Annotated in this window: 16 protein-coding genes and 3 rRNA genes; 1 reads left to right on the top strand and 18 read right to left on the bottom strand. The window is 42.8% G+C overall.

What is annotated here, in order from left to right; all coding sequences use genetic code 11:
* Together ACN20O_RS00070 and rsmI are read right to left on the bottom strand one after the other, a co-directional pair.
* Entirely contained in the window at positions 1–771 is a 771-nt protein-coding gene (locus ACN20O_RS00070) for an MBL fold metallo-hydrolase (protein ID WP_491635976.1), read from the bottom strand.
* An 80-nt stretch (positions 772–851) separates the two neighbouring features.
* On the bottom strand, positions 852–1,676 hold the full coding sequence (gene rsmI / locus ACN20O_RS00075) for a 16S rRNA (cytidine(1402)-2'-O)-methyltransferase (RefSeq protein ID WP_491635978.1): 825 nt from the start codon (positions 1,674–1,676) through the stop codon (positions 852–854).
* 123 nt (positions 1,677–1,799) lie between these two features.
* Between rsmI and ACN20O_RS00080 the strand changes: the two genes are divergently transcribed.
* Positions 1,800–2,180 (top strand): STAS domain-containing protein, encoded by a 381-nt coding sequence (locus tag ACN20O_RS00080; protein WP_491635981.1) that lies wholly within the window; start codon positions 1,800–1,802, stop codon positions 2,178–2,180.
* Here ACN20O_RS00080 and ACN20O_RS00085 read toward each other — a convergent pair.
* The 16 genes from ACN20O_RS00085 to ACN20O_RS00160 form a co-directional block, all read right to left on the bottom strand.
* A complete protein-coding gene (locus ACN20O_RS00085) occupies positions 2,177–2,611 on the bottom strand; it encodes a hypothetical protein (RefSeq protein ID WP_491635983.1) in 435 nt (144 codons plus the stop codon). The genes ACN20O_RS00080 and ACN20O_RS00085 overlap by 4 nt on opposite strands.
* A 1-nt stretch (position 2,612) precedes the next feature.
* A complete protein-coding gene (locus ACN20O_RS00090; RefSeq protein WP_491635985.1) occupies positions 2,613–2,906 on the bottom strand; it encodes a hypothetical protein in 294 nt (97 codons plus the stop codon).
* Positions 2,884–3,627 carry a ribonuclease HII gene (locus ACN20O_RS00095; protein ID WP_491635987.1) on the bottom strand — a complete coding sequence of 248 codons (744 nt, stop codon included), beginning with the start codon at positions 3,625–3,627 and terminating at the stop codon, positions 2,884–2,886. The genes ACN20O_RS00090 and ACN20O_RS00095 overlap by 23 nt, the downstream gene beginning before the upstream one ends.
* Before the next feature lie 72 nt (positions 3,628–3,699).
* On the bottom strand, positions 3,700–4,068 hold the full coding sequence (rplS, locus tag ACN20O_RS00100) for a 50S ribosomal protein L19 (RefSeq protein WP_102243839.1): 369 nt from the start codon (positions 4,066–4,068) through the stop codon (positions 3,700–3,702).
* 76 nt (positions 4,069–4,144) lie between these two features.
* Positions 4,145–4,705 carry an RNA methyltransferase gene (locus ACN20O_RS00105; protein ID WP_491635989.1) on the bottom strand — a complete coding sequence of 187 codons (561 nt, stop codon included), beginning with the start codon at positions 4,703–4,705 and terminating at the stop codon, positions 4,145–4,147.
* A complete protein-coding gene (gene trmD, locus ACN20O_RS00110; RefSeq protein WP_491635992.1) occupies positions 4,702–5,445 on the bottom strand; it encodes a tRNA (guanosine(37)-N1)-methyltransferase TrmD in 744 nt (247 codons plus the stop codon). Before trmD ends, ACN20O_RS00105 begins: the two co-directional genes overlap by 4 nt.
* Before the next feature lie 3 nt (positions 5,446–5,448).
* On the bottom strand, positions 5,449–5,979 hold the full coding sequence (gene rimM / locus ACN20O_RS00115; protein ID WP_491635994.1) for a ribosome maturation factor RimM: 531 nt from the start codon (positions 5,977–5,979) through the stop codon (positions 5,449–5,451).
* Between the two features lie 65 nt (positions 5,980–6,044).
* Positions 6,045–6,161 (bottom strand): 5S ribosomal RNA (gene rrf / locus ACN20O_RS00120).
* Positions 6,162–6,294: 133 nt separating this feature from the next.
* Positions 6,295–9,213 (bottom strand): 23S ribosomal RNA (locus ACN20O_RS00125).
* 195 nt (positions 9,214–9,408) lie between these two features.
* Positions 9,409–10,959, bottom strand: a 16S ribosomal RNA gene (locus tag ACN20O_RS00130).
* Together the 16S, 23S and 5S rRNA genes form the textbook arrangement of a ribosomal RNA operon.
* Positions 10,960–11,328: 369 nt before the next feature.
* The gene (gene pheT / locus ACN20O_RS00135; RefSeq protein ID WP_491635996.1) at positions 11,329–13,746 is read right to left on the bottom strand and encodes a phenylalanine--tRNA ligase subunit beta; all 2,418 of its coding nucleotides are present in this window, start codon (positions 13,744–13,746) and stop codon (positions 11,329–11,331) included.
* A 19-nt stretch (positions 13,747–13,765) separates the two neighbouring features.
* Positions 13,766–14,833 (bottom strand): phenylalanine--tRNA ligase subunit alpha, encoded by a 1,068-nt coding sequence (gene pheS, locus ACN20O_RS00140; RefSeq protein ID WP_491635998.1) that lies wholly within the window; start codon positions 14,831–14,833, stop codon positions 13,766–13,768.
* Between the two features lie 590 nt (positions 14,834–15,423).
* Positions 15,424–16,446 (bottom strand): bifunctional heptose 7-phosphate kinase/heptose 1-phosphate adenyltransferase, encoded by a 1,023-nt coding sequence (locus ACN20O_RS00145; protein ID WP_491636000.1) that lies wholly within the window; start codon positions 16,444–16,446, stop codon positions 15,424–15,426.
* Positions 16,446–17,540, bottom strand: a complete 1,095-nt coding sequence (locus ACN20O_RS00150; protein ID WP_491636003.1) for a glycosyltransferase family 9 protein — start codon at positions 17,538–17,540, stop codon at positions 16,446–16,448. Before ACN20O_RS00150 ends, ACN20O_RS00145 begins: the two co-directional genes overlap by 1 nt.
* The gene (cmk, locus tag ACN20O_RS00155) at positions 17,537–18,253 is read right to left on the bottom strand and encodes a (d)CMP kinase (protein ID WP_491636005.1); all 717 of its coding nucleotides are present in this window, start codon (positions 18,251–18,253) and stop codon (positions 17,537–17,539) included. Before cmk ends, ACN20O_RS00150 begins: the two co-directional genes overlap by 4 nt.
* A 104-nt stretch (positions 18,254–18,357) precedes the next feature.
* Entirely contained in the window at positions 18,358–19,197 is an 840-nt protein-coding gene (locus tag ACN20O_RS00160) for a lytic transglycosylase domain-containing protein (RefSeq protein WP_491636007.1), read from the bottom strand.
* Between the last annotated feature and the right edge of the window lie 20 nt (positions 19,198–19,217).

The following is a 19,217-nucleotide window of genomic DNA, read 5'->3' on the forward strand; positions in this document are numbered from 1 at the left end:
CTAAAATACATAGGACGTATCACTCGATCCCAGGATCGTGATACGTTCGTTTTTTAAATCCTCAATCTCTTTAAAAAGTTGCGATTGAAAGTTTGGCTTTAAGTGCCCGAGGAAAATCGGCACATCCTGAGGCATCTTTTTGATCTCCGCTTTCATCGTCGCCGGAGTATGGTGCTGGCTGTCTCTGGCGACTTGCGAAAGTGCATTTGGAAAACTTACCTCAGTGAAAATCGCCTTTAAATTCTTCACCTGCTTAGCATATTCCCAAATTGCATCAGTTGGCCCCGTGTCTTGTGTGAAGACAACAGACGCATTTTTTCTTTCGATAATAAATCCTAAGGCCCCTGTCGAGTGATTTACCGGCACCGGAAGGATGCGATAATCTCCCAGCACTAAGGACATCTCTGGTTTAATATCGTGAAAACGCAATGTCGGATTTTCTTTATTGGGAAGGGCCGTAAAATCAGGCCAGATGACATCGTTTAATAAGTGAGCCTTGATCGCCTCTCTCACTGGAGTATTGGCATAAATTTCAAAAGGTCTCCCTTTCATCCCAAAACAATTATCGGCCAGGAAAGCAAGATCAGAAATATGATCGAGATGTGAATGAGAAATAAGCACGTAATCAATATGAGACTGCTCCTCAATTTGTATACCTGAAGCAACTGAACCCGCATCAATTAAAAGTCTTCCATCAATCAGATAAGAAGTTGCTTTAAAGCCTGGCGATACCCCACCGTGGCCGCCAATAATCCTAACTAGCATAAGCATCCCATGAATTTCATTGTTAACATGATTAGTTTAAATAATTTTACAGGAGAATGCTTCCAGCGGAAAATTATTTCTTATCCTTACCGGCTTAGTTGGTCATAGACACTTTTGGTGTCTTTGCCGAGAACCTTAGAAAAAATCTTCGCCAGCTTCTTAGTGCTGCCGCCGTTTTCCAGGTAATCGTTAATAAGGTCATTGATTTCATCTTGATTAACCGAGTTTACGTTTTCCACTTCGTTATGAAAAAGAACAACAAACTCGCCTTTATCTACGACGATGGTTTTAAGGTTGGGTAAATCACTTTTTGAAAGCCTGTAAACAGACTCATACGTTTTGGTTAGTTCACGGGCAATAACTAAAGTTTTGTCTGCATTCATTTCAAAAAACTGCTCAATCGTTTCAAAAATACGGTGAGGAGATTCAAAGAATATATGCGTTCCCACGACTCGGTTAAGGCCTTTGAAAAAATCCTTCTTCTCACCTTTTCCACGCGCAAGAAAACCCCAAAAATGAAATGGGTGCGGAGGAAGTCCTGAGAGCTCCAGCGCCGCAATAACGGCAGTGACTCCTGGAAGAGTCTTGATCTCAATGCCTTCTTCTAAAAGCCTTTTTAAAAGCGGATAGGCCGGGTCAGAGACCATCGGGCTTCCTGCATCTGAAACTAAATAAACTGATTCGCCGTTTTTGATTTTTCCGACGATTACATCAATTTTCCCTACACTTTGATCATGAAAGGAATCAATAAATTTATCTTGAAAAGAAATGCCTAGAGAGTTCAGGAGGTCTTTAAAAACACGCGTGTCTTCCGCATAAAAAGTGCGGCCGGATTCTAAAGCGGCCAGCGCTCTTCTTGTGATATCACCGGTGTTGCCAATAGGAAGTGTGACGAGTGTTAATTCCGACAAAATTAATCCTGTAAATAGTTCTCCTCGAAAAGGGCAAAAGTTAACGCCAGGAGAATCGCTTGTGATTTAATGCTAAACTCATTCTAGCACAGCTAACCTTTAAAAAGGAACGTACAAATGGCCATGAAAGCTCAAATCCACACTGATTCGCAGGGAAATATTATTGTTCATATGTCTGGAGGACTAGACTATGAAAACTCACTCCCACTACGTTTAGAGCTGCAGGAACTTTCAAAAAAGAACCCTACATGCACGATCACTCTGGATATGCACGCACTGGATTTCGTAGGATCTTCAGGGATTGGTATCTTTGTTGAAACTCTTCACATTCTTAATAAGAATAGAGATCAGGTAAAACTTTCAAACGTAAAAACAGAATTCTTAAAAGTTTTTAAGCTTTATAACTTCGACGCATTCAAATTAATTGAAGAGCAATTTGAAACAGATGAAACTGAAAACCTACACCAGAAATTTGGTAACAGAAAACAGACTTACCAAGTTTAGAATTCGTAACTTAAAAAATTCCAAGAAAATGAAGGATCCACTTTTGGGTCCTTTTTATTTTCTACCTGTGCCAGACGGAATTCATCAAATTGAAAAGAAAAATTCCCTTGTGGGTCTTCATATTCTCCAGAGCTGTCTGGATAGTAATTTTCTTTAGTATCTTGTCCATAACCACGCTTTTTCATTTCGTAGTTTAAAATAATGTACCCACCAAAAATAAGCCCAGCATAAAGACCAAGAGATGCTCCTTTAGCGATTGCTCTCCCGTTGGCTCCGAAGGCCATTGTTGCAGTTCCCAAAAGTGCTCCCCCAACAACTCCGTATCCGGCCATTGTCCCTAACATTTTTAGTTTTGGATCAAGAGCGGCCTGTGAAACAGATGAAAAGAGAAGTGTAAAACAAACAACAGTTGAGATAATTATTTTTTTCATACTAAAAGGTTAATGGAGGATCGGCTTTTTGGCAAAACTTAACTTCAAGTTTTGACTCGACATCTAAAATCCTACTTAAATAGTCTTGTGTTTTTAAGAGTCGAAATAATTGTGAACGCGCAGGATAGACTGAAGATTTTGTCTCGATGATTTTAAGAACCCATGTTTTTTTTGCTGTCCTTTCCAGATAAGCGATATCAATTTGACCTAAGTTTTGTGCGCGAAGAACAAGCGAGGAGACCAGGGCCGGAACACCCTTTTCGTGAAACTCTCTAGAGACTTGCGCCTCTGCCATATCCCCTTTCTGCATAAACTTCTTTGACTCCTTTAAATGTCAGTCGATGAAGTTCAGTCACCCCTAAAAGCGATATCGCCTCTAAGTGCATCTTGGTCGGATAGCCTGCATTTTGCTCCCATCCATACCCGGGATACTCTTCTCCCAATCTCTTCATCAATTGATCCCGGTATTCTTTCGCCGCAATTGATGAAAGCCCGATCAGCAGAGATTTTGCATCCCCTTCAACGACTGCATGCTGCTCATGAAGATCTGCCTCATGCTTAAGCTTTTTATTTCCATCCACTAGGATCACTCCCGGTAAATGCACAGGTGCGCTCTCAAGCAATGCCTGCTTCATGGCCAGAAGAGATGCTTGCAGAATATTGATCTCATCGATCACACCTGCTGATAATTCTTTGATTAAAATTTTAAGAGTGATGTTTTTTGAATACTGAAACGTATAAATTTGATTTGCCGACAGATCGTTAAATGAAAGCTTGCCTAAAATTTCAAGCCTGTCGTCTGCCGATAATTTTTTTGAGTCGTTGACTCCAAGTTTTTTTAACTTTCGAAGTAGCGCTTTGATTTCCTTTTCATCGAAGTTTAAAACTTCAATTGAAGTACTTGCCGCCACTACCGGCCCTGCTAAGGGTCCTCTTCCCACTTCATCACAACCAGCGATAAAAAAAGCGCCTTGGTGCTCCTGGGATTTTTTACTCATAAACTTGAAATCAAACATGGTGAAAATTTAACAAAAAAAAACCCCTCTTTCGAGGGGCTTTTCATAAGATCTTTATTTTTTAGATAAAAACTAGTCTTCTTTGCGATCGTAATCGATAGCGATACGAGCTGACTTACCAGATCTCTCACGTAGGTAGTAAAGTTTCGCTTTACGAGCCTTACCTTTTTGAACGATTTCAACTTTTTCAACGTTTGGTGAGTGGAATGGGAAAACTCTTTCTACACCAATTCCGTTAGAAACTTTTCTAACACGGAAGTGACCATTCATGTCGCCTTTTTGTTTGAAACCAATACAAACACCTTCGAAAATCTGGATACGAGACTTAGTCCCTTCAGTGATTTTTGTGTGTACTGCAATTGTATCTCCCGATTGAAAATTTGGAAGATCTTTTACTTTAGGATTCGCGTGATCCTTGTTTACAATGTCGATTAAGTTCATATGAACTCCTCAATTTTTGAGCTACTCCCAGAGGACCAACACCGTGTTGTTCTTAACCGAGTAGGTGATAAAATTTTTATTCTCCGAATAGACGATCCAAATAAATCGCTACCGCAGATCTTACTGACAAGTGGTTGTACCCATCAGAATTTTTCGAGATAATTGGTGAAAGCTTAAACTCCGCTTTATCAAGCGCCAGCTGATGCAGCCCCCATCCAGTCCCGAATAATAGAAAACAAGGCATATTAAGAACTTCCATCTTTTTTGTCAATTCTTTCACATCCCCGTCAAAGCTATCAAAGTTTGCCCCAGTCACAGCAATTAAAGGTCTTTTCCCTTCAATCTTTTCAATCTCAGCGACCGCATCGTCGATAGAACTAGCCACCTGCGCAATCGCCAGGGCATCCTGACGGTCCGGATTAAAGGCATTTGCTTTATCCTGCTCCCAGTGTCCAAGAATCTCGTTAACCAGCTCAGCTTGGGCCACAAAGGGCGTAATAATGAAGTATTTCTTCACTCCAAAAGTTCTGCAAGATCTCGAGATATCGTGGATATCCAGGTTAGTTACTGATGTGGTCACCAGTTCCCCTAACTTATTTTTAATCGGGTGGTGAACTAGTCCTAAGTACAATTTCATTTTTTATCCTTCTCTAAAAGATCCGGGCGGTGAAGTCTAGTGATCCTCAAGGCCTCTTCTCTTTGATATTTTTCAATATTTTGATGATGTCCGCTGGTTAAAATCTCTGGCACCTCTACACCGTCAAAAACTTTCGGACGCGTGTACTGAGGGTGCTCCAGCATATTACTTTGAAACGATTCTTGATCCGCGCTCTCACGCTTGCCAAGAACACCGTTAAAAAATCTCAAGGCCGAATCAATAATGGCCATAGTCGGGATTTCTCCCCCAGTTAAAATAAAATCCCCGAGCGAAATCTGCTCATCAACGTAAAGATTTAAAAACCTCTCATCAATGCCTTCATATCGGCCGCAAATAAACACCAGGTCTTTTGAATCCGCTGCTGAAAATCTCGCTGCAAAATCTTTACAGTAATCATTATTCCACGTTTTCCCACGAGGTCCTGGAAACACAACGTGTAGTTTCTGGCGAAAATCCTCACCATAACCTCCGTCTTGAACCACACCTTTTAAAAACGCTTCTTTCAAAACATCAGCGCGCATAACCATGCCGACGCCTCCACCATAAGGAGAATCATCAACGCCTTTATAATCTTTAGGTGTGTAATTTCTCAACTGAACAGTTTTGATCTCAATCTTTGCGTCTCTTTCTCCACGAAGAGCAGAGCCCGTAATTCCAAAATTGATTAATGAATCAAAATAATTCGGAAACAATGTAATAATCCAAATTTTTTTTGTCATTTATTACTCTACGAAAATGGGAGGAATGATTTCCAATCGCCCACCTTCAATATCCACTACTGGAACGTATTGATTTAAAAAAAGCACTTCGATAATTTCTTTGTCCGTTTTAATTCTTAATACAATCTGTGCCCCATTTTCATAAAAATCCATCACTCGCCCCAAGAGATTCTTAGTGTAGTAGTGATAAACTTCCAGCCCTAAAAGATCATTCACATAATACTCATCCTCTTCCGTCTCCGGAAAAGCTTCACGAGAAAGATAAATATCAAATGGAATCATCGCCTCAACAGTATTGCGATCACTCACACCTTCTAGTGTGGCGATTGCCTTATTGCCGATGCGAATTTGCTTAATCTTAAATTCTTTTCCATCTTGCGGAACAGAACTGTCAGTAGATCTTGGAGTGAGAGTTAAAACCATCCCATCTTCAAGTACAGAATCATCAAAATTATAGAGAACAAAAGAAAACTCACCTTTGATCCCATGCGGGGACGTACAGTGGCCAATATGAATATTCGTTGATTTTGTCATGACGTTTTAGATACTCCAAAAAACAAAAAGGCCCAAGATAAACTTGGGCCTTTTTATAAAATAAGAGGGTGCATTGACCTTTTCTCACACCAAGCTTCCCTGGCACTACCTTCGGCGCTGAAGAGCTTAACTTCCGAGTTCGGGATGGGATCGGGTGTTTCCTCTTCGCTAATAACACACCCAAACTGGATATATCGTTAACAAATTATACTTTCGAAGCCGTTATATGGTTTTTACACCAACAAATCAACCTCATTTTGAACATTCTTTAACATTCACAAAACAAGACCAAATAAAAGAAGAACCCATGTAATCAAAAAAAAGCAAAACGACAAATTAGTATTGGTCAGCTCAAAGCATTACTGCTCTTACACCCCCAACCTATCAAACTCCTAGTCTAGAAGTTGTCTTAATAGAAATCTTATCTTGTAATTGGCTTCCCACTTAGATGCTTTCAGCGGTTATCCATTCCGAACTTAGCTACCCGGCGATACAACTGGCGTCATAACCGGTTCACCATAGGTTCGTCCAACCCGGTCCTCTCGTACTAAGGTCAGATTTACTCAAATTTCTTACGCCCACGGAGGATAGAGACCGAACTGTCTCACGACGTTCTGAACCCAGCTCGCGTACCGCTTTAATTGACGAACAGTCAAACCCTTGGGACCTGCTCCAGCCCCAGGATGCGATGAGCCGACATCGAGGTGCCAAACCTCCCCGTCGATGTGAACTCTTGGGGGAGATCAGCCTGTTATCCCCGGAGTACCTTTTATCCGTTGAGCGATGGCCCTTCCACTCGGAACCACCGGATCACTAACACCTGCTTTCGCACCTGCTCGGCTCGTTTGCCTCACAGTCAAGCTCCCTTATGCGTTTACACTCTATGGCCGGTTTCCATTCGGCCTGAGGGAACCTTCGTGCGCCTCCGTTACTCTTTAGGAGGCGACCGCCCCAGTCAAACTGCCCACCAGACATTGTCCCCCGACCGGATTACGATCGTAGGTTAGGATTCCAATTAACATAGGGTGGTATTTCAAGGTTGTCTCCCCGTACACCGGAATGCACGGATCAAAAACTCCCACCTATCCTACGCAATGTTAATCGAAACCCAATGCCAAGCTACAGTAAAGGTTCACGGGGTCTTTTCGTCCTTCCGCGGGTAGCGCGTTTCTTCACGCGCTCACCAATTTCGCTGGGTCTCCTGTTGAGACAGTGGGGAAGTCGTTACGCCATTCGTGCAGGTCGGAACTTACCCGACTAGGAATTTCGCTACCTTAGGACCGTTATAGTTACGGCCGCCGTTTACTGGGGCTTCAATTCAAAGCTTCTCTTGCGATAACCTCTCCTTTTAACCTTCCAGCACCGGGCAGGCGTCAGCCCATATACTTCCACTTACGTGTTTGCATAGACCTGTGTTTTTGATAAACAGTCGCTACCCCCTTTTCACTGCGACCTCCAACAGCTTGACCAGCAAGTGATCTTACCATCAAAGGCGTGCCTTCTCCCGAAGTTACGGCACCAATTTGCAGAGTTCCTTAACAAGAGTTCTCCCAAGCGCCTGAGGATTCTCTCCTCATCTACCTGTGTCGGTTTATGGTACGGGTTAATAAAAATCTCCTAGCGAAACTTTTCTGGGAAGCCGAGGATCATGAACTTCGCTTGCGCTCGTATTCGTATCTCAGAGTTAACGCCGACCGGATTTGCCTAATCGACCCCCTACATACTTAAACCACAACCAATAAGTGGCTTCACTACCTTTCTCCGTCATTCCATCTAGTCAAACGATTTTTACTAAGTACAGGAATATTAACCTGTTGGTCATCCACTACGCCTTTCGGCCTCATGTTAGAACCCGACTAACCCTGGGCGGAGTCACCTGGCCCAGGAACCCTTAGATTTACGGCGGAAGTGATTCTCACACTTCTTATCGCTACTCATTTCAGCATCAGCTCTTGTGAGACCTCCAGCGCTCCTTACGGTACGCCTTCATCGGCAAACACAATGCTCTCCTACCAATATTTACATATTCCATAGCTTCGGTACGTCACTTTAGCCCCGTTACATTTTCGGCGCAGAATCACTAGTCCAGTGAGCTATTACGCTTTCTTTAAAGGGTGGCTGCTTCTAAGCCAACCTCCTGGATGTCAAAGTAATTCCACAACCTTCTCCACTTAGCGACGATTTTGGGACCTTAGCTGATGGTCTGGGCTCTTTCCCTTTTCACGACGGTCCTTAGCAACCGCCGTGTCACTGCCCGATAGTACTCAATGGTATTGTGAGTTTGATATGGTTTGGTAAGCTGGTAAGCCCCCTAGCCAAGTCAGTGCTATACCCCCATTGGTATTCGTCGGACGCTGCACCTAAATGCATTTCGGAGAGAACCAGCTATCACGGAATTTGATTGGCCTTTCACCCCTAACCACAAATCATCCCAGACGTTTTCAACCGTCACGAGTTCGGTCCTCCACGAGGTATTACCCCCGCTTCAACCTGTTCATGGCTAGCTCATCCCGTTTCGGGTCTATGACATGCTACTAATCGCCCTATTCAGACTCGGTTTCCCTACGGCTACACCTGCAACGGCTTAACCTCGCAACATATCATAACTCGCTGAATCATAATGCAAAAGGTACGTCATCAGGCTTTACAATAACCCTCTGACTGTTTGTAAGTGTATGGTTTCAAGATCTATTTCACTCCCCTCATCGGGGTTCTTTTCATCTTTCCCTCACGGTACTTGTTCACTATCGGTCAGCAAGTAGTATTTTGCCTTGGAGGGTGGTCCCCCCAGCTTCAGACAAGGTTTCACGTGCCTCGTCCTACTCAGGATACTCACTAGAGGACAATCATTTCGGATACAGGGTTTTCACCTTCTTTGACCGGACTTCCCAGACCGTTCTCCTATAATTGCCTTTCCGTATGTGAGTCCTACAACCCCAGAATACAAGTATTCTGGTTTGGGCTCTTCCGATTTCGCTCGCCGCTACTGCCGGAATCTCGTTTGATTACTCTTCCTGCAGGTACTAAGATGTTTCAATTCCCTGCGTTCGCTCCTATGTGACTAGTTTACTCATCACATGGTTCACACGCTTTCACGTGTGAAGGTTTCCCCATTCGGACATCACCGGATCAAAGTCTATTTGCCGACTCCCCGATGCATTTCGCTGGCTAATATACGTCCTTCTTCGCCTCTTGCTGCCAAGATATTCCCCATACACCCTTAATAGCTTTTTTCATTTTGTTATTAAGTTATATTTAATTTAATTTCAAATAACGAGGGCATTACTCTCGTTACTTACATGGGTTCTCGTCTTCTATCTGATCCTGTTATGTCAATGTTAAAGAACATAAAAATCTATAAATTCAAAAATAAGAAAGGTCTTCCAAACAATTTGACCGGATAAAGCTCCTATAGAGCTGGATCCTTTAAAAGGAGGTGATCCAGCCGCAGGTTCCCCTACGGCTACCTTGTTACGACTTCACCCCAGTCATCGTTTCGACCGTAGACGCTCCCCTCCTTGCGGTTAGGGCCACGGCTTCAGGTAAAAACAACTCCCATGGTGTGACGGGCGGTGTGTACAAGGCCCGGGAACGTATTCACCGCGGCGTGCTGATCCGCGATTACTAGCGATTCCAACTTCATGGAGTCGAGTTGCAGACTCCAATCCGGACTGAGATCGGTTTTTTGAGATTGGCTCCCCCTCGCGAGTTCGCATCCCTTTGTACCGACCATTGTATTACGTGTGTAGCCCTAGACATAAGGGCCATGAGGACTTGACGTCATCCCCACCTTCCTCCTGGTTAGCCCAGGCAGTCTTTCTAGAGTGCCCAACTTAATGCTGGCAACTAAAAATGGGGGTTGCGCTCGTTGCGAGACTTAACCCAACATCTCACGACACGAGCTGACGACAGCCATGCAGCGCCTGTCACTACATTCCCCGAAGGGCACTCCCTCGTTTAAAAGGGATTCGTAGGATTTCAAGCCTAGGTAAGGTTCTGCGCGTTGCTTCGAATTAAACCACATAATCCACCGCTTGTGCGGGCCCCCGTCAATTCCTTTGAGTTTTAGTCTTGCGACCGTACTTCCCAGGCGGAACACTTAACGCGTTAGCTACGACACTGAAGGGGTCAAATCCTCCAATATCTAGTGTTCATCGTTTACAGCGTGGACTACCAGGGTATCTAATCCTGTTTGATCCCCACGCTTTCGCGCCTCAGCGTCAATACTCGTCCAGGAAGGCGCCTTCGCCTCTGGTGTTCCATCGCATATCTACGGATTTTACCCCTACATGCGATATTCCCCTTCCCCCTCCGAGATTCTAGACCTGTAGTTTCAGACGCAGTTTCGAGGTTGAGCCCCGAGATTTCACATCTGACTTGCAGGTCCGCCTACGCGCGCTTTACGCCCAATAAATCCGAACAACGCTTGCACCCTTCGTATTACCGCGGCTGCTGGCACGAAGTTAGCCGGTGCTTCCTCTATGTGTACCATCAAATAATCGGCCTATTAGACCAACTACCATTTTTCCACATTAACAGAGCTTTACAGACCGAAGTCCTTCCTCACTCACGCGGCGTTGCTGCGTCAGGGTTTCCCCCATTGCGCAATATTCCCCACTGCTGCCTCCCGTAGGAGTCTGGACCGTGTCTCAGTTCCAGTGTGTCCGATCATCCTCTCAGACCGGATAGACATCGTCGCCTTGGTAGGCCTTTACCCCACCAACTAGCTAATGTCCCGCAGGCCCATCTAATAGCGAATGCATATGCAGAGGCATTCTTTCAAACACAGTCTTAAAACCGTGCTTCGTATGCGGCATTAGCCAAAATTTCTTCTGGTTATTCCCCTCTAAAAGGCAGGTCACCTACGTGTTACTCACCCGTGCGCCACTTTACTCATCCCGAAGGACTTTCACGTTCGACTTGCATGTGTTAGGCACGCCGCCAGCGTTCGTTCTGAGCCAGGATCAAACTCTCCAAGCTTCAATATAAAATTTGATTTAAATTTAATTTAACAAACTACTATACGGATTGATCTATTCATTAATTACCAGTGACAAGGAAATGTACTGGCTCCGACTTTTTATCACTTTCAACTTTATTACAACTTGAGCTTTTAACAGCGTGACTGAATAGTTACGTCAGATATTTTTTTGTTTGGGACCTTTCTCATCTTGAATTGAAGGCAGAGCCTTCAAAATCTTTTTTCTATATTTAAATTTTTAAAGAACAAAACCAGCAACGAAGTGTTTCTTTCGTTTTTTCAGAAGCAATTTGCTTGGCTGGTGAGAGGCGATAATATAGACACCCAATTAGATCGTCAATACTTTTTTCAATCTTTTTTTAAAAAAATTATTTTAAATTAAAACCTGCCTTTGAAGTCGCGTCAATTAATGCCGTTTCTGCCTGTTTAAGTAGCTCAGAAGTTAGGGTCTGGGCCTCATCGGCAAGTGTTGCACGAATAGTTACAAATTTCTTATTTTCATTGGAGAAAATGTCTAAAATTTGCACTTCTTTCAGCTCTTTAAGCTTCACTTTTTTGCATGCCCCAAGAACCTCTGAAGCTAATGTTTCAGGGGCCGCAACTACAGTCCAATCAAATGTAGAAGATGGGAATTTACTAAGTGGTTTATATTTAGTTTTATCTTTTGCTGAGAAATTCTCAAACATAGATAGATCAAAAAGGCAGATACACACGTGTCCTTTCACTTTTAAAGCGCGAAGAACCATTGGGTGTACAGAGAAAACGGCTCCTACAAACTTCCCCATCACTCTGATGTTTTGGAATTCGAATGGGTGATTTCCAATCCACTCACTAGGAACAAGAGGGTTAGAAAACTTTGCGTTTCTCTCTACGAATTCAGCAGAAAGGTTAAGTGAAGAAAGGAGATTGTTCACTACATTGATCATTTCTACGTATGGGTTCTTCTCTTTATCAGCAAAAACTGCACCAAGGTGAAGAGCTTCTTTAGCAAATGATTTTTGATCTTCTGTATAAGCACGCCCTAGCTCGAAGAAACGGAAACGATCAAAGTTCTTTGCGTTTGTTTCACACACTTCTAGTAGGCTTGGGATTAAGCTTGGTCTCATTAGGTTGTGGTCTACTGAAAGCGAGTTAATAAGTTTTAGAGAAGTAGACGTTGGCCATGAAACTTTCTTTAACAGTGCCTCTCCAATAAGTGGGTATGACATTGTTTCAAAAGACTTCCCTTGAAGGGCCATAAAATCGCGCACACGGCGCTGAACTTTTTGCATCTCAGTTAATTTCACTGGAGCAATAATATCTAGCGGGCTTCCTGGAATGATATTGTCGTAACCGATAATGCGGCCAACTTCTTCAATCAGGTCAGCTTCTTGTTCGATATCCTTTGTCGATCTATAGCTTGGGATTGTGACTAAGAATTTATCGCCTTGTTTTGTCGTTTCAAAATCAAGGTGGGAGAAAATATTAAGCAGGCGCTCTTCAGTCAAATCAAACCCTAGTACTGTTTTAATTTTCTTAAGAGTTGTTTCGATTTTAAGCACTGGAATGCTGTTTAAATCGATTCCAGCGTATTCCGCTTTCCCGACAACCTCTGCTCCCGGGCAAAGCTCCAGGATCATCTCTACTGTTCTTAGAAGCGTTCTTTCCGTAAGTTTTGAATCCAGAGTTTTCTCAAAACGCTGAGATGAATCTGAACGAAGACCAAGACGAGTCGATGTACGGCGAACCATTGCTGGTTTCCAGTTAGCAACTTCGATAAAGATGTTTTTCGTTTTCTCACTTACGCCAGAGTTTAGTCCTCCCATGATTCCGGCCAATACAAGCGGGCCATTTGAGTCGGAAATCACAGTGTCCCCTGCAATTAGTTTTCTGTCGACTTCATCCAGAGTTTTGAAAGTTGTTTCAGACGAAACTTTTTTAATAACCACTTCGCCGCCTGCAATTAGATCGCGGTCGAAGATATGAAGAGGCATGCCAAGCTCAAGCATCACGTAGTTTGAAACGTCTACGATATTGTTGATTGAGCGAAGACCTGTCGCTTTAAGACGGTTTTTAAGCCACTCAGGGGACTCTCCCACTGTGACGTTTTTCATTGAAAGACCAAAGTATGAGATACCTGCACTTTCGCCGTCAAAACGAACGCCGATTGGAGATTTTTCACTAGTGTATTTTTTCTTTAGGTTGTCACTCCACTCTTTTGTGAAGCGGTTTTTTAGAGGGATATCGAAAATTGTTGAGAACTCGCGGGCCATCCCGAAGTGTCCCCAAAGATCTGGTCTATGAGTCAGCGACTTGTTGTCGATATCTAAGATCGTGTCTTTTTTCATCTTGAAGTACGTCAGCATGTTTACACCTAATGGTGCATCTGCCGGAAGCTCCATGATGCCTTCTGATTCTTCAGCAAATCCTAGTTCTTCTTCTGAACAAAGCATTCCTTCTGAAAGAACACCGCGGATTTTTTTTGGTTCTAGTAAAAGGCCGTTTGGAAGCTTAACTCCGATAGAAGCGTATGGGATTTTGATGCCCACTTTAACGTTACTTGCACCACAAACAACTTTTCTAACGTCGTTGTTGCCGATAGTGAAGGTTACAAGATTTAGTTTGTCGGCTTCCGGGTGTTTTTCGAATGATAAAATTTCAGCGATAACGATTTTTTCAAGGTGCTCGCCTACTGTTTGAACGTCTTCAACTTCCGCTGTTGCCAGGGTGAATTTTGAATAGATGTCCTTGCTTGATACATTTGGGACATCAGTGAAATCGCGAATCCAGTCTAGAGAAATTAACATATATATAATCCTTTAATTTTTAGAATAATTTAAACTGAGAGTTAAAACGAAGATCCCCACTTTGCAGGTGGCGGATGTCATCGATTCCGTATCTCATCATGACCAGACGATCTAGCCCTAGACCAAAAGCGAATCCATTGTATTCGTTTGGATCAATTCCACCGGCCTTAAGAACGTTCGGGTGAACCATTCCACATGGAAGAAGCTCAACCCATCCAATCTGCTTACAAACTGAACAACCTTTTCCTTCACAGATGAGGCATCTGATATCCAACTCAAACCCAGGCTCAACGAACGGGAAAAATCCCGGGCGAAGGCGGACTTCTACGTCTTTTTTGAAGATTTCTTTTAAGATTGTTTTCATGAAGTAGATCAGGTTAGCGACAGAGATGTCTTTTCCAATCATCATCCCTTCAAGCTGTGTGAAGACCATTTCGTGAGAAGCATCTGTTCTCTCTGAACGGAAAACAACACCAGGAGCGATGAATCTGAATGGAGGCTTTCTTGAAAGCATCCCGCGCACCTGAATATTTGAAGTGTGAGTTCTTAATAAATACTTTTTCTTGTCCGCTTCTGTTGTGTGCGGATCGTGGAACCAGAAAGTATCCTGCATATCGCGAGCTGGGTGATCAGCTGGGATATTGAGTGCTTCGAAGTTGTGGAATTCATCTTCAATATGTGGTCCATCTAGAACTTCAAAACCCATTGAAAGGAAGATGTCTTCGATTTCCTGCTGGATAATGGTTCTTGGGTGGTAGCCGCCGCCTTTTGTAGTCTTTACCTGAATGTTGTCAGTTAAAGAAATATCGATTCTGTCTTGGGCGAGCTTCTTATTGATTTCTTCGACTTCGATTTTTGAGAGCTGAAGGTTGCACTGGTCGTTGATAAAATCTTTAAGCTCGTTAGCTCTTGGTCCGAAAGTTTTGCGCTCTTCCGGGTTCATATCTTTGAGCGACTTTAGCATTTCAGAAACTACGCCGGTTTTTCCAACTAATTCTGATTTTAAATTTAAAATGTCTGCTTCTCTTACTAGTGTCGAAAGCTTCGCAAGGAAGTCTTGTTTCGCTTTTTCTAAATCGTGGGCCATGAAATTATACCTTTGAAATATTGGTGATTTTAAAGGCAAAAGTTTTCCATGACGCCGTGAATTTGGCAAGGCATGAAGCTAAAAGACCAAATAAAAAAGGGCGAGATAAAAATCTCGCCCTTTTCTCAAATTATGAATTTGTTTTTAAATTATAAAGTTTTTAGTCTAATAACTTTTAATTAAGGCCTTTCACTCAAGGGCCTTTCATCTCTCTCGTCATCCGGCCAGTCCTCCTGAGGTGCTTGCCCGATCATTTTATGAATGTCGGATAGATAGCAAGAAAACGATTGAACGAACGTTACGGACCCAAAAACTCCTCCCAAAGACCTAACACCTTCTTCCAGCTAAATGTGCTCGCCACACACCGCCGACCCGTTCGTCTAACGAAGAAAGCCGTCTTTACCGTTTCGGCAACCTAAAAAACCATCAAGCACCATGATAATGCCCCTAAGGTCTTAAGCTTTGCTCTGATCCCCTTTCGAAAATCATCGCCCTTTTCCACGGGTTTATCCTAAAGACCCATACAGCCTAAGGACAGGTCTAATTTAACGCCATGAATCATTTTTGTCAAGTAATTTTTATACGATTTTTTAGTGGCGGATTTTGGCCTTGATTTGATCATAGAACTCTTTGAGTTCTTTAAGATCAACAGTGGCCGTGCCTTTTTTCCCGACGACAACACCGGAAGCACAGTTTCCAATCCAAGCTGCCTCCTCGAGAGTTGCGCCTGCTAAAAGTGCCGATGTCAGTGCGCTGATGGCCGTATCTCCTGCCCCTGAAACGTCGAAGACTTCGTTGGCAACAGTAGGAATCACCGTAAGAGCTCCCCCGTTCTTCACATCCATCAAGGCCATCCCGTCTCCACCAAGTGTGATGACAAGTTTATCGACTTCTAGTTTTTCAACCAGGATTTTGGCCATGTTTTCAACTTTCTTTTCTTTGTAACCAAGGCTCTCAACCATTGCGCGTGCTTCGGCAAGATTTGGTTTTAGAAGATTGGCCCCTTTATAAAATAATGGAGGTGTCGATCTTCCCGGGTCTACAGCTACGAGCTTTCCTTTACTTTTAAATTCAGCAATCAGGTGGGCGATCACATTTTTTGTCAGTGTCCCTTTAGCGTAGTCTTCAATGATGACGGCCGAGTGAGTTTTTGAAAATTCATCAAAACGGCCCATTAATTTTTTTTCAGTCGCTTCATCAACATACTCTGATGATTCGTAATCGATACGACAGATTTGTTGAGTGTTGGTTGTCACGCGCTCTTTAAAGATCGTCGGGCGACCTGAGCTTCTGACGATTCCCCATGTATTAAGTTTTTCATCCTCTAACAAAGTATCGAAAACGGCTGCGTTTGTATCTTCGCCTACGACACCACAAAGAGTTGATTGAACTCCAAGTGTTTTTAGGTTGTGTGAGATATTGGCCGCAAGACCAAGTTTCAGCCATTCTTTAGTAACTTCTAAAACTGGAACTGGTGCTTCAGGAGAGATTCTTTTAACTTCTCCAAAAGTGTATTTATCAATCCCTACGTCACCGACAACGATGATAGGAGAAAGAGCATTAAATTTTTGAGTGATTTCGTTAAAGCGCTCAAGAGTGATTAAATTTTTCATTATAATTCCATAATCGCTGTGGCCTGCTTGACCACATCTTCAACTTCAATTTTTCTCATACATTCAAAGTATGGGCACGCCCTTTCGGCGCATTTTTTAACTTCCCCGCAAATAACGTCGGGTACTAAGATTTTGGTCTTTTCAGAGTTCTTTGACAATGGCCCCCAGCGAAGGGCCGATTGGATTTTTATTGGTGAATAAAGTCCTACGACAGGCACACCTAAAACAGCGGCGATATGAGTTGTCCCGGTGCTTGGTCCGACAAAAAGTGATGCCTGACTCAGGATGCTCATATAATGGCGAAGTCCTTTTTTAACTCCGTTAAAATAATAAATGCGGTCTTGAAGTGATTCATTTTCTTTTTGATCCAGAATTTCACGCATGCCTTTTACATACATGTCATCACTTGGAGTAAAAGAAATGACAAACAGAAATTTTTCTGGAAACTTTTGTTCCAGTTTTAAAACCAGGCGCCCGTAGTTTCTCGGTGACCAGTTGAGAGTATGCCCAGTCATTCCCGGGTGGATAAAAACCATTTTAAGACCGGTTGTTTTTCCCTCGGCCTCAAGGTCTTTATAAAAGTCCAGCATCCCCTCTCTCTTTTCATCTTCACTCATCGAGATTTCTGGAGCGTACTTTTCTTTGTCCTGATAATTGTAATCAATGCCCATTGGTGCCAGGAGATTTAAGTTGTACTCCATCTCATGCATCGTCACCATCGATCGTTTCTGACGAACACCTTTATTTAAAAATAAATAAGTATGCCATCTCGACTTCAATCCCCCTCTAAAAGGAATCATTAAAAGCCAGGCGACAAAATTCGGCAGGTAGCCACCACCCACAAAAAAATAGTGAGTAGGTTTAACTTCTCGGAAGATCTTTAAGATCTCATTGATCTTGATGTAAAAGCGGGCATTGCGGTGATAAATTTTATAAGCGTCAACGTAAGGGTGATCTTTAAATACATCTGCTGTTTTGGCGGAAATGATAAAAACAACTTTCGCATTTGGATGTTTGTCTTTAATCATTTTCGCCATGGACATCGTGAGAATTGAATCGCCGATGGCATCTGATCTATTGATCAATACGTTCATGAGCTAGAACCCAGAGAAAACCCCAAGTGGGCCGCTCTAAACTTCACTTCATTAGATAAAATATTGATGATCTTATTGATGTCGAGCTCGGTTGTGTCTAAGAGCATAGCATCGTCAGCTTTTTTTAACGGTGCAACAACGCGGTTCATATCTGTTTCATCGCGCTTTCTTACGTCGTCTTTAATCTGCTCAAGCGTAACAGAGTTGTCTCCGCTTTGCTGAAGTTGCTTAAGTCTTCTTTCTGCTCTGATATCAACTGAAGCTGTGATAAAAAATTTACAGAATGAATTAGGGAAAACCACTGTTCCAATATCACGGCCTTCCATCACGCAAACTTTATTCATCGCCAGTGAGCGCTGGAAATCCAGAAGATATTTTCTCACTGAAGGAAGTTGAGAGATGATTGAGGCCAATTTTGAAACATGGTGCTCGCGGATTTTTTCAGTCAGGTCTACGCCGTTAATACGAATAAGGCATGTTGATGAAACACCGTAATCCACTTTGATAGAATTTAAAAAATTAGTTAAGCCAACGCCTTCAACTAATTCAATTTTTTGTTGATCAGCATAGAATCCCAGTGCGCGAAACATGGCACCAGTGTCGATGTAAAGTACGCCAAGGGCGCGGGCAAGTTCTTTTGCAACTGTAGACTTTCCAGAACCAGAAGGTCCATCAATCGCAATGATCTTTGCAAACTCGTTATTTTGAGACATAGGGTTATTCGTCCAAGTGAAAATTTCAATCGTATAAATCTAGCAGACCAGCGTAATAAAAAAAGACGCTATGAACTACTTGTAAGGAATTAAAAGAGATTAAATTAGTGCGAAGAAGCCGTAAGAGTCTCTGAAGTAGAGCTGCTGAAGAGATCTACGATCTTCTGTTCAAGCTTTAAACCTTGCTCAGAATACACGTACGTTCCCTCGTATGGGTGTGGACGGTTTTTGATTGCAGTAGAGAAATTCTGCGCTAAAGTCACGTAACGGTCTTTAACTTTAACTAGATACGAGAAGTTGTTTACATCTAAACTTTTTTCAACAAGACGGTTTCTCAGTTTTTGTGGCCCGATGTTATACGCAACTGTCGCAAAACGGTAGTTCATGCGGAAGTTCTGAAGTAACTTTTTTAAATAAAAAACACCGACTTCAATATTTTCTTCCGGGTGATAAAGATTTTTTGCGACCTGATCTTCCGTTAAATTTTTTTGCATTAATTGATAAAGATGTTGGGCCGTGTCTGGTTTGATCTGCATTAAACCACGAGCATTTTTCGGACTTAGGGCATCCAGTTTAAAATTACTCTCCACCATAATGATGGAAATAATCCAAAACGGATCCATTTGGTATTCTACAGAGAAGTTAAGCACTGAACCGATATAAGGTTTTAGTCCTTTTTGCATCTGTGGGCTTAATGAAGTCATGATTAGTTCTTCAAATTCTGCTTTTGAAAGTTCACCCGCGCGCTTAAGCGGCAAACTCGGGTCAAAGGCCTGGTGAAGACCTTCGTAAGAGTAACTCTGAGGTGCTACGGCCGGAAGTGGTCCGTACGTAATGTGCCCCTGGGCCTCTAGTTCTTTTAATCTGTTTTCAGCAATCACACCCGAAAGTCCCCAAAGACCTCCAAGGATAAGGGTCATGCCTACCACGCCTAAAAATTTCATGAGGAGTTCTTATCCAAAAG

This window comes from Bacteriovorax sp. As-1 (genome assembly GCF_058446905.1).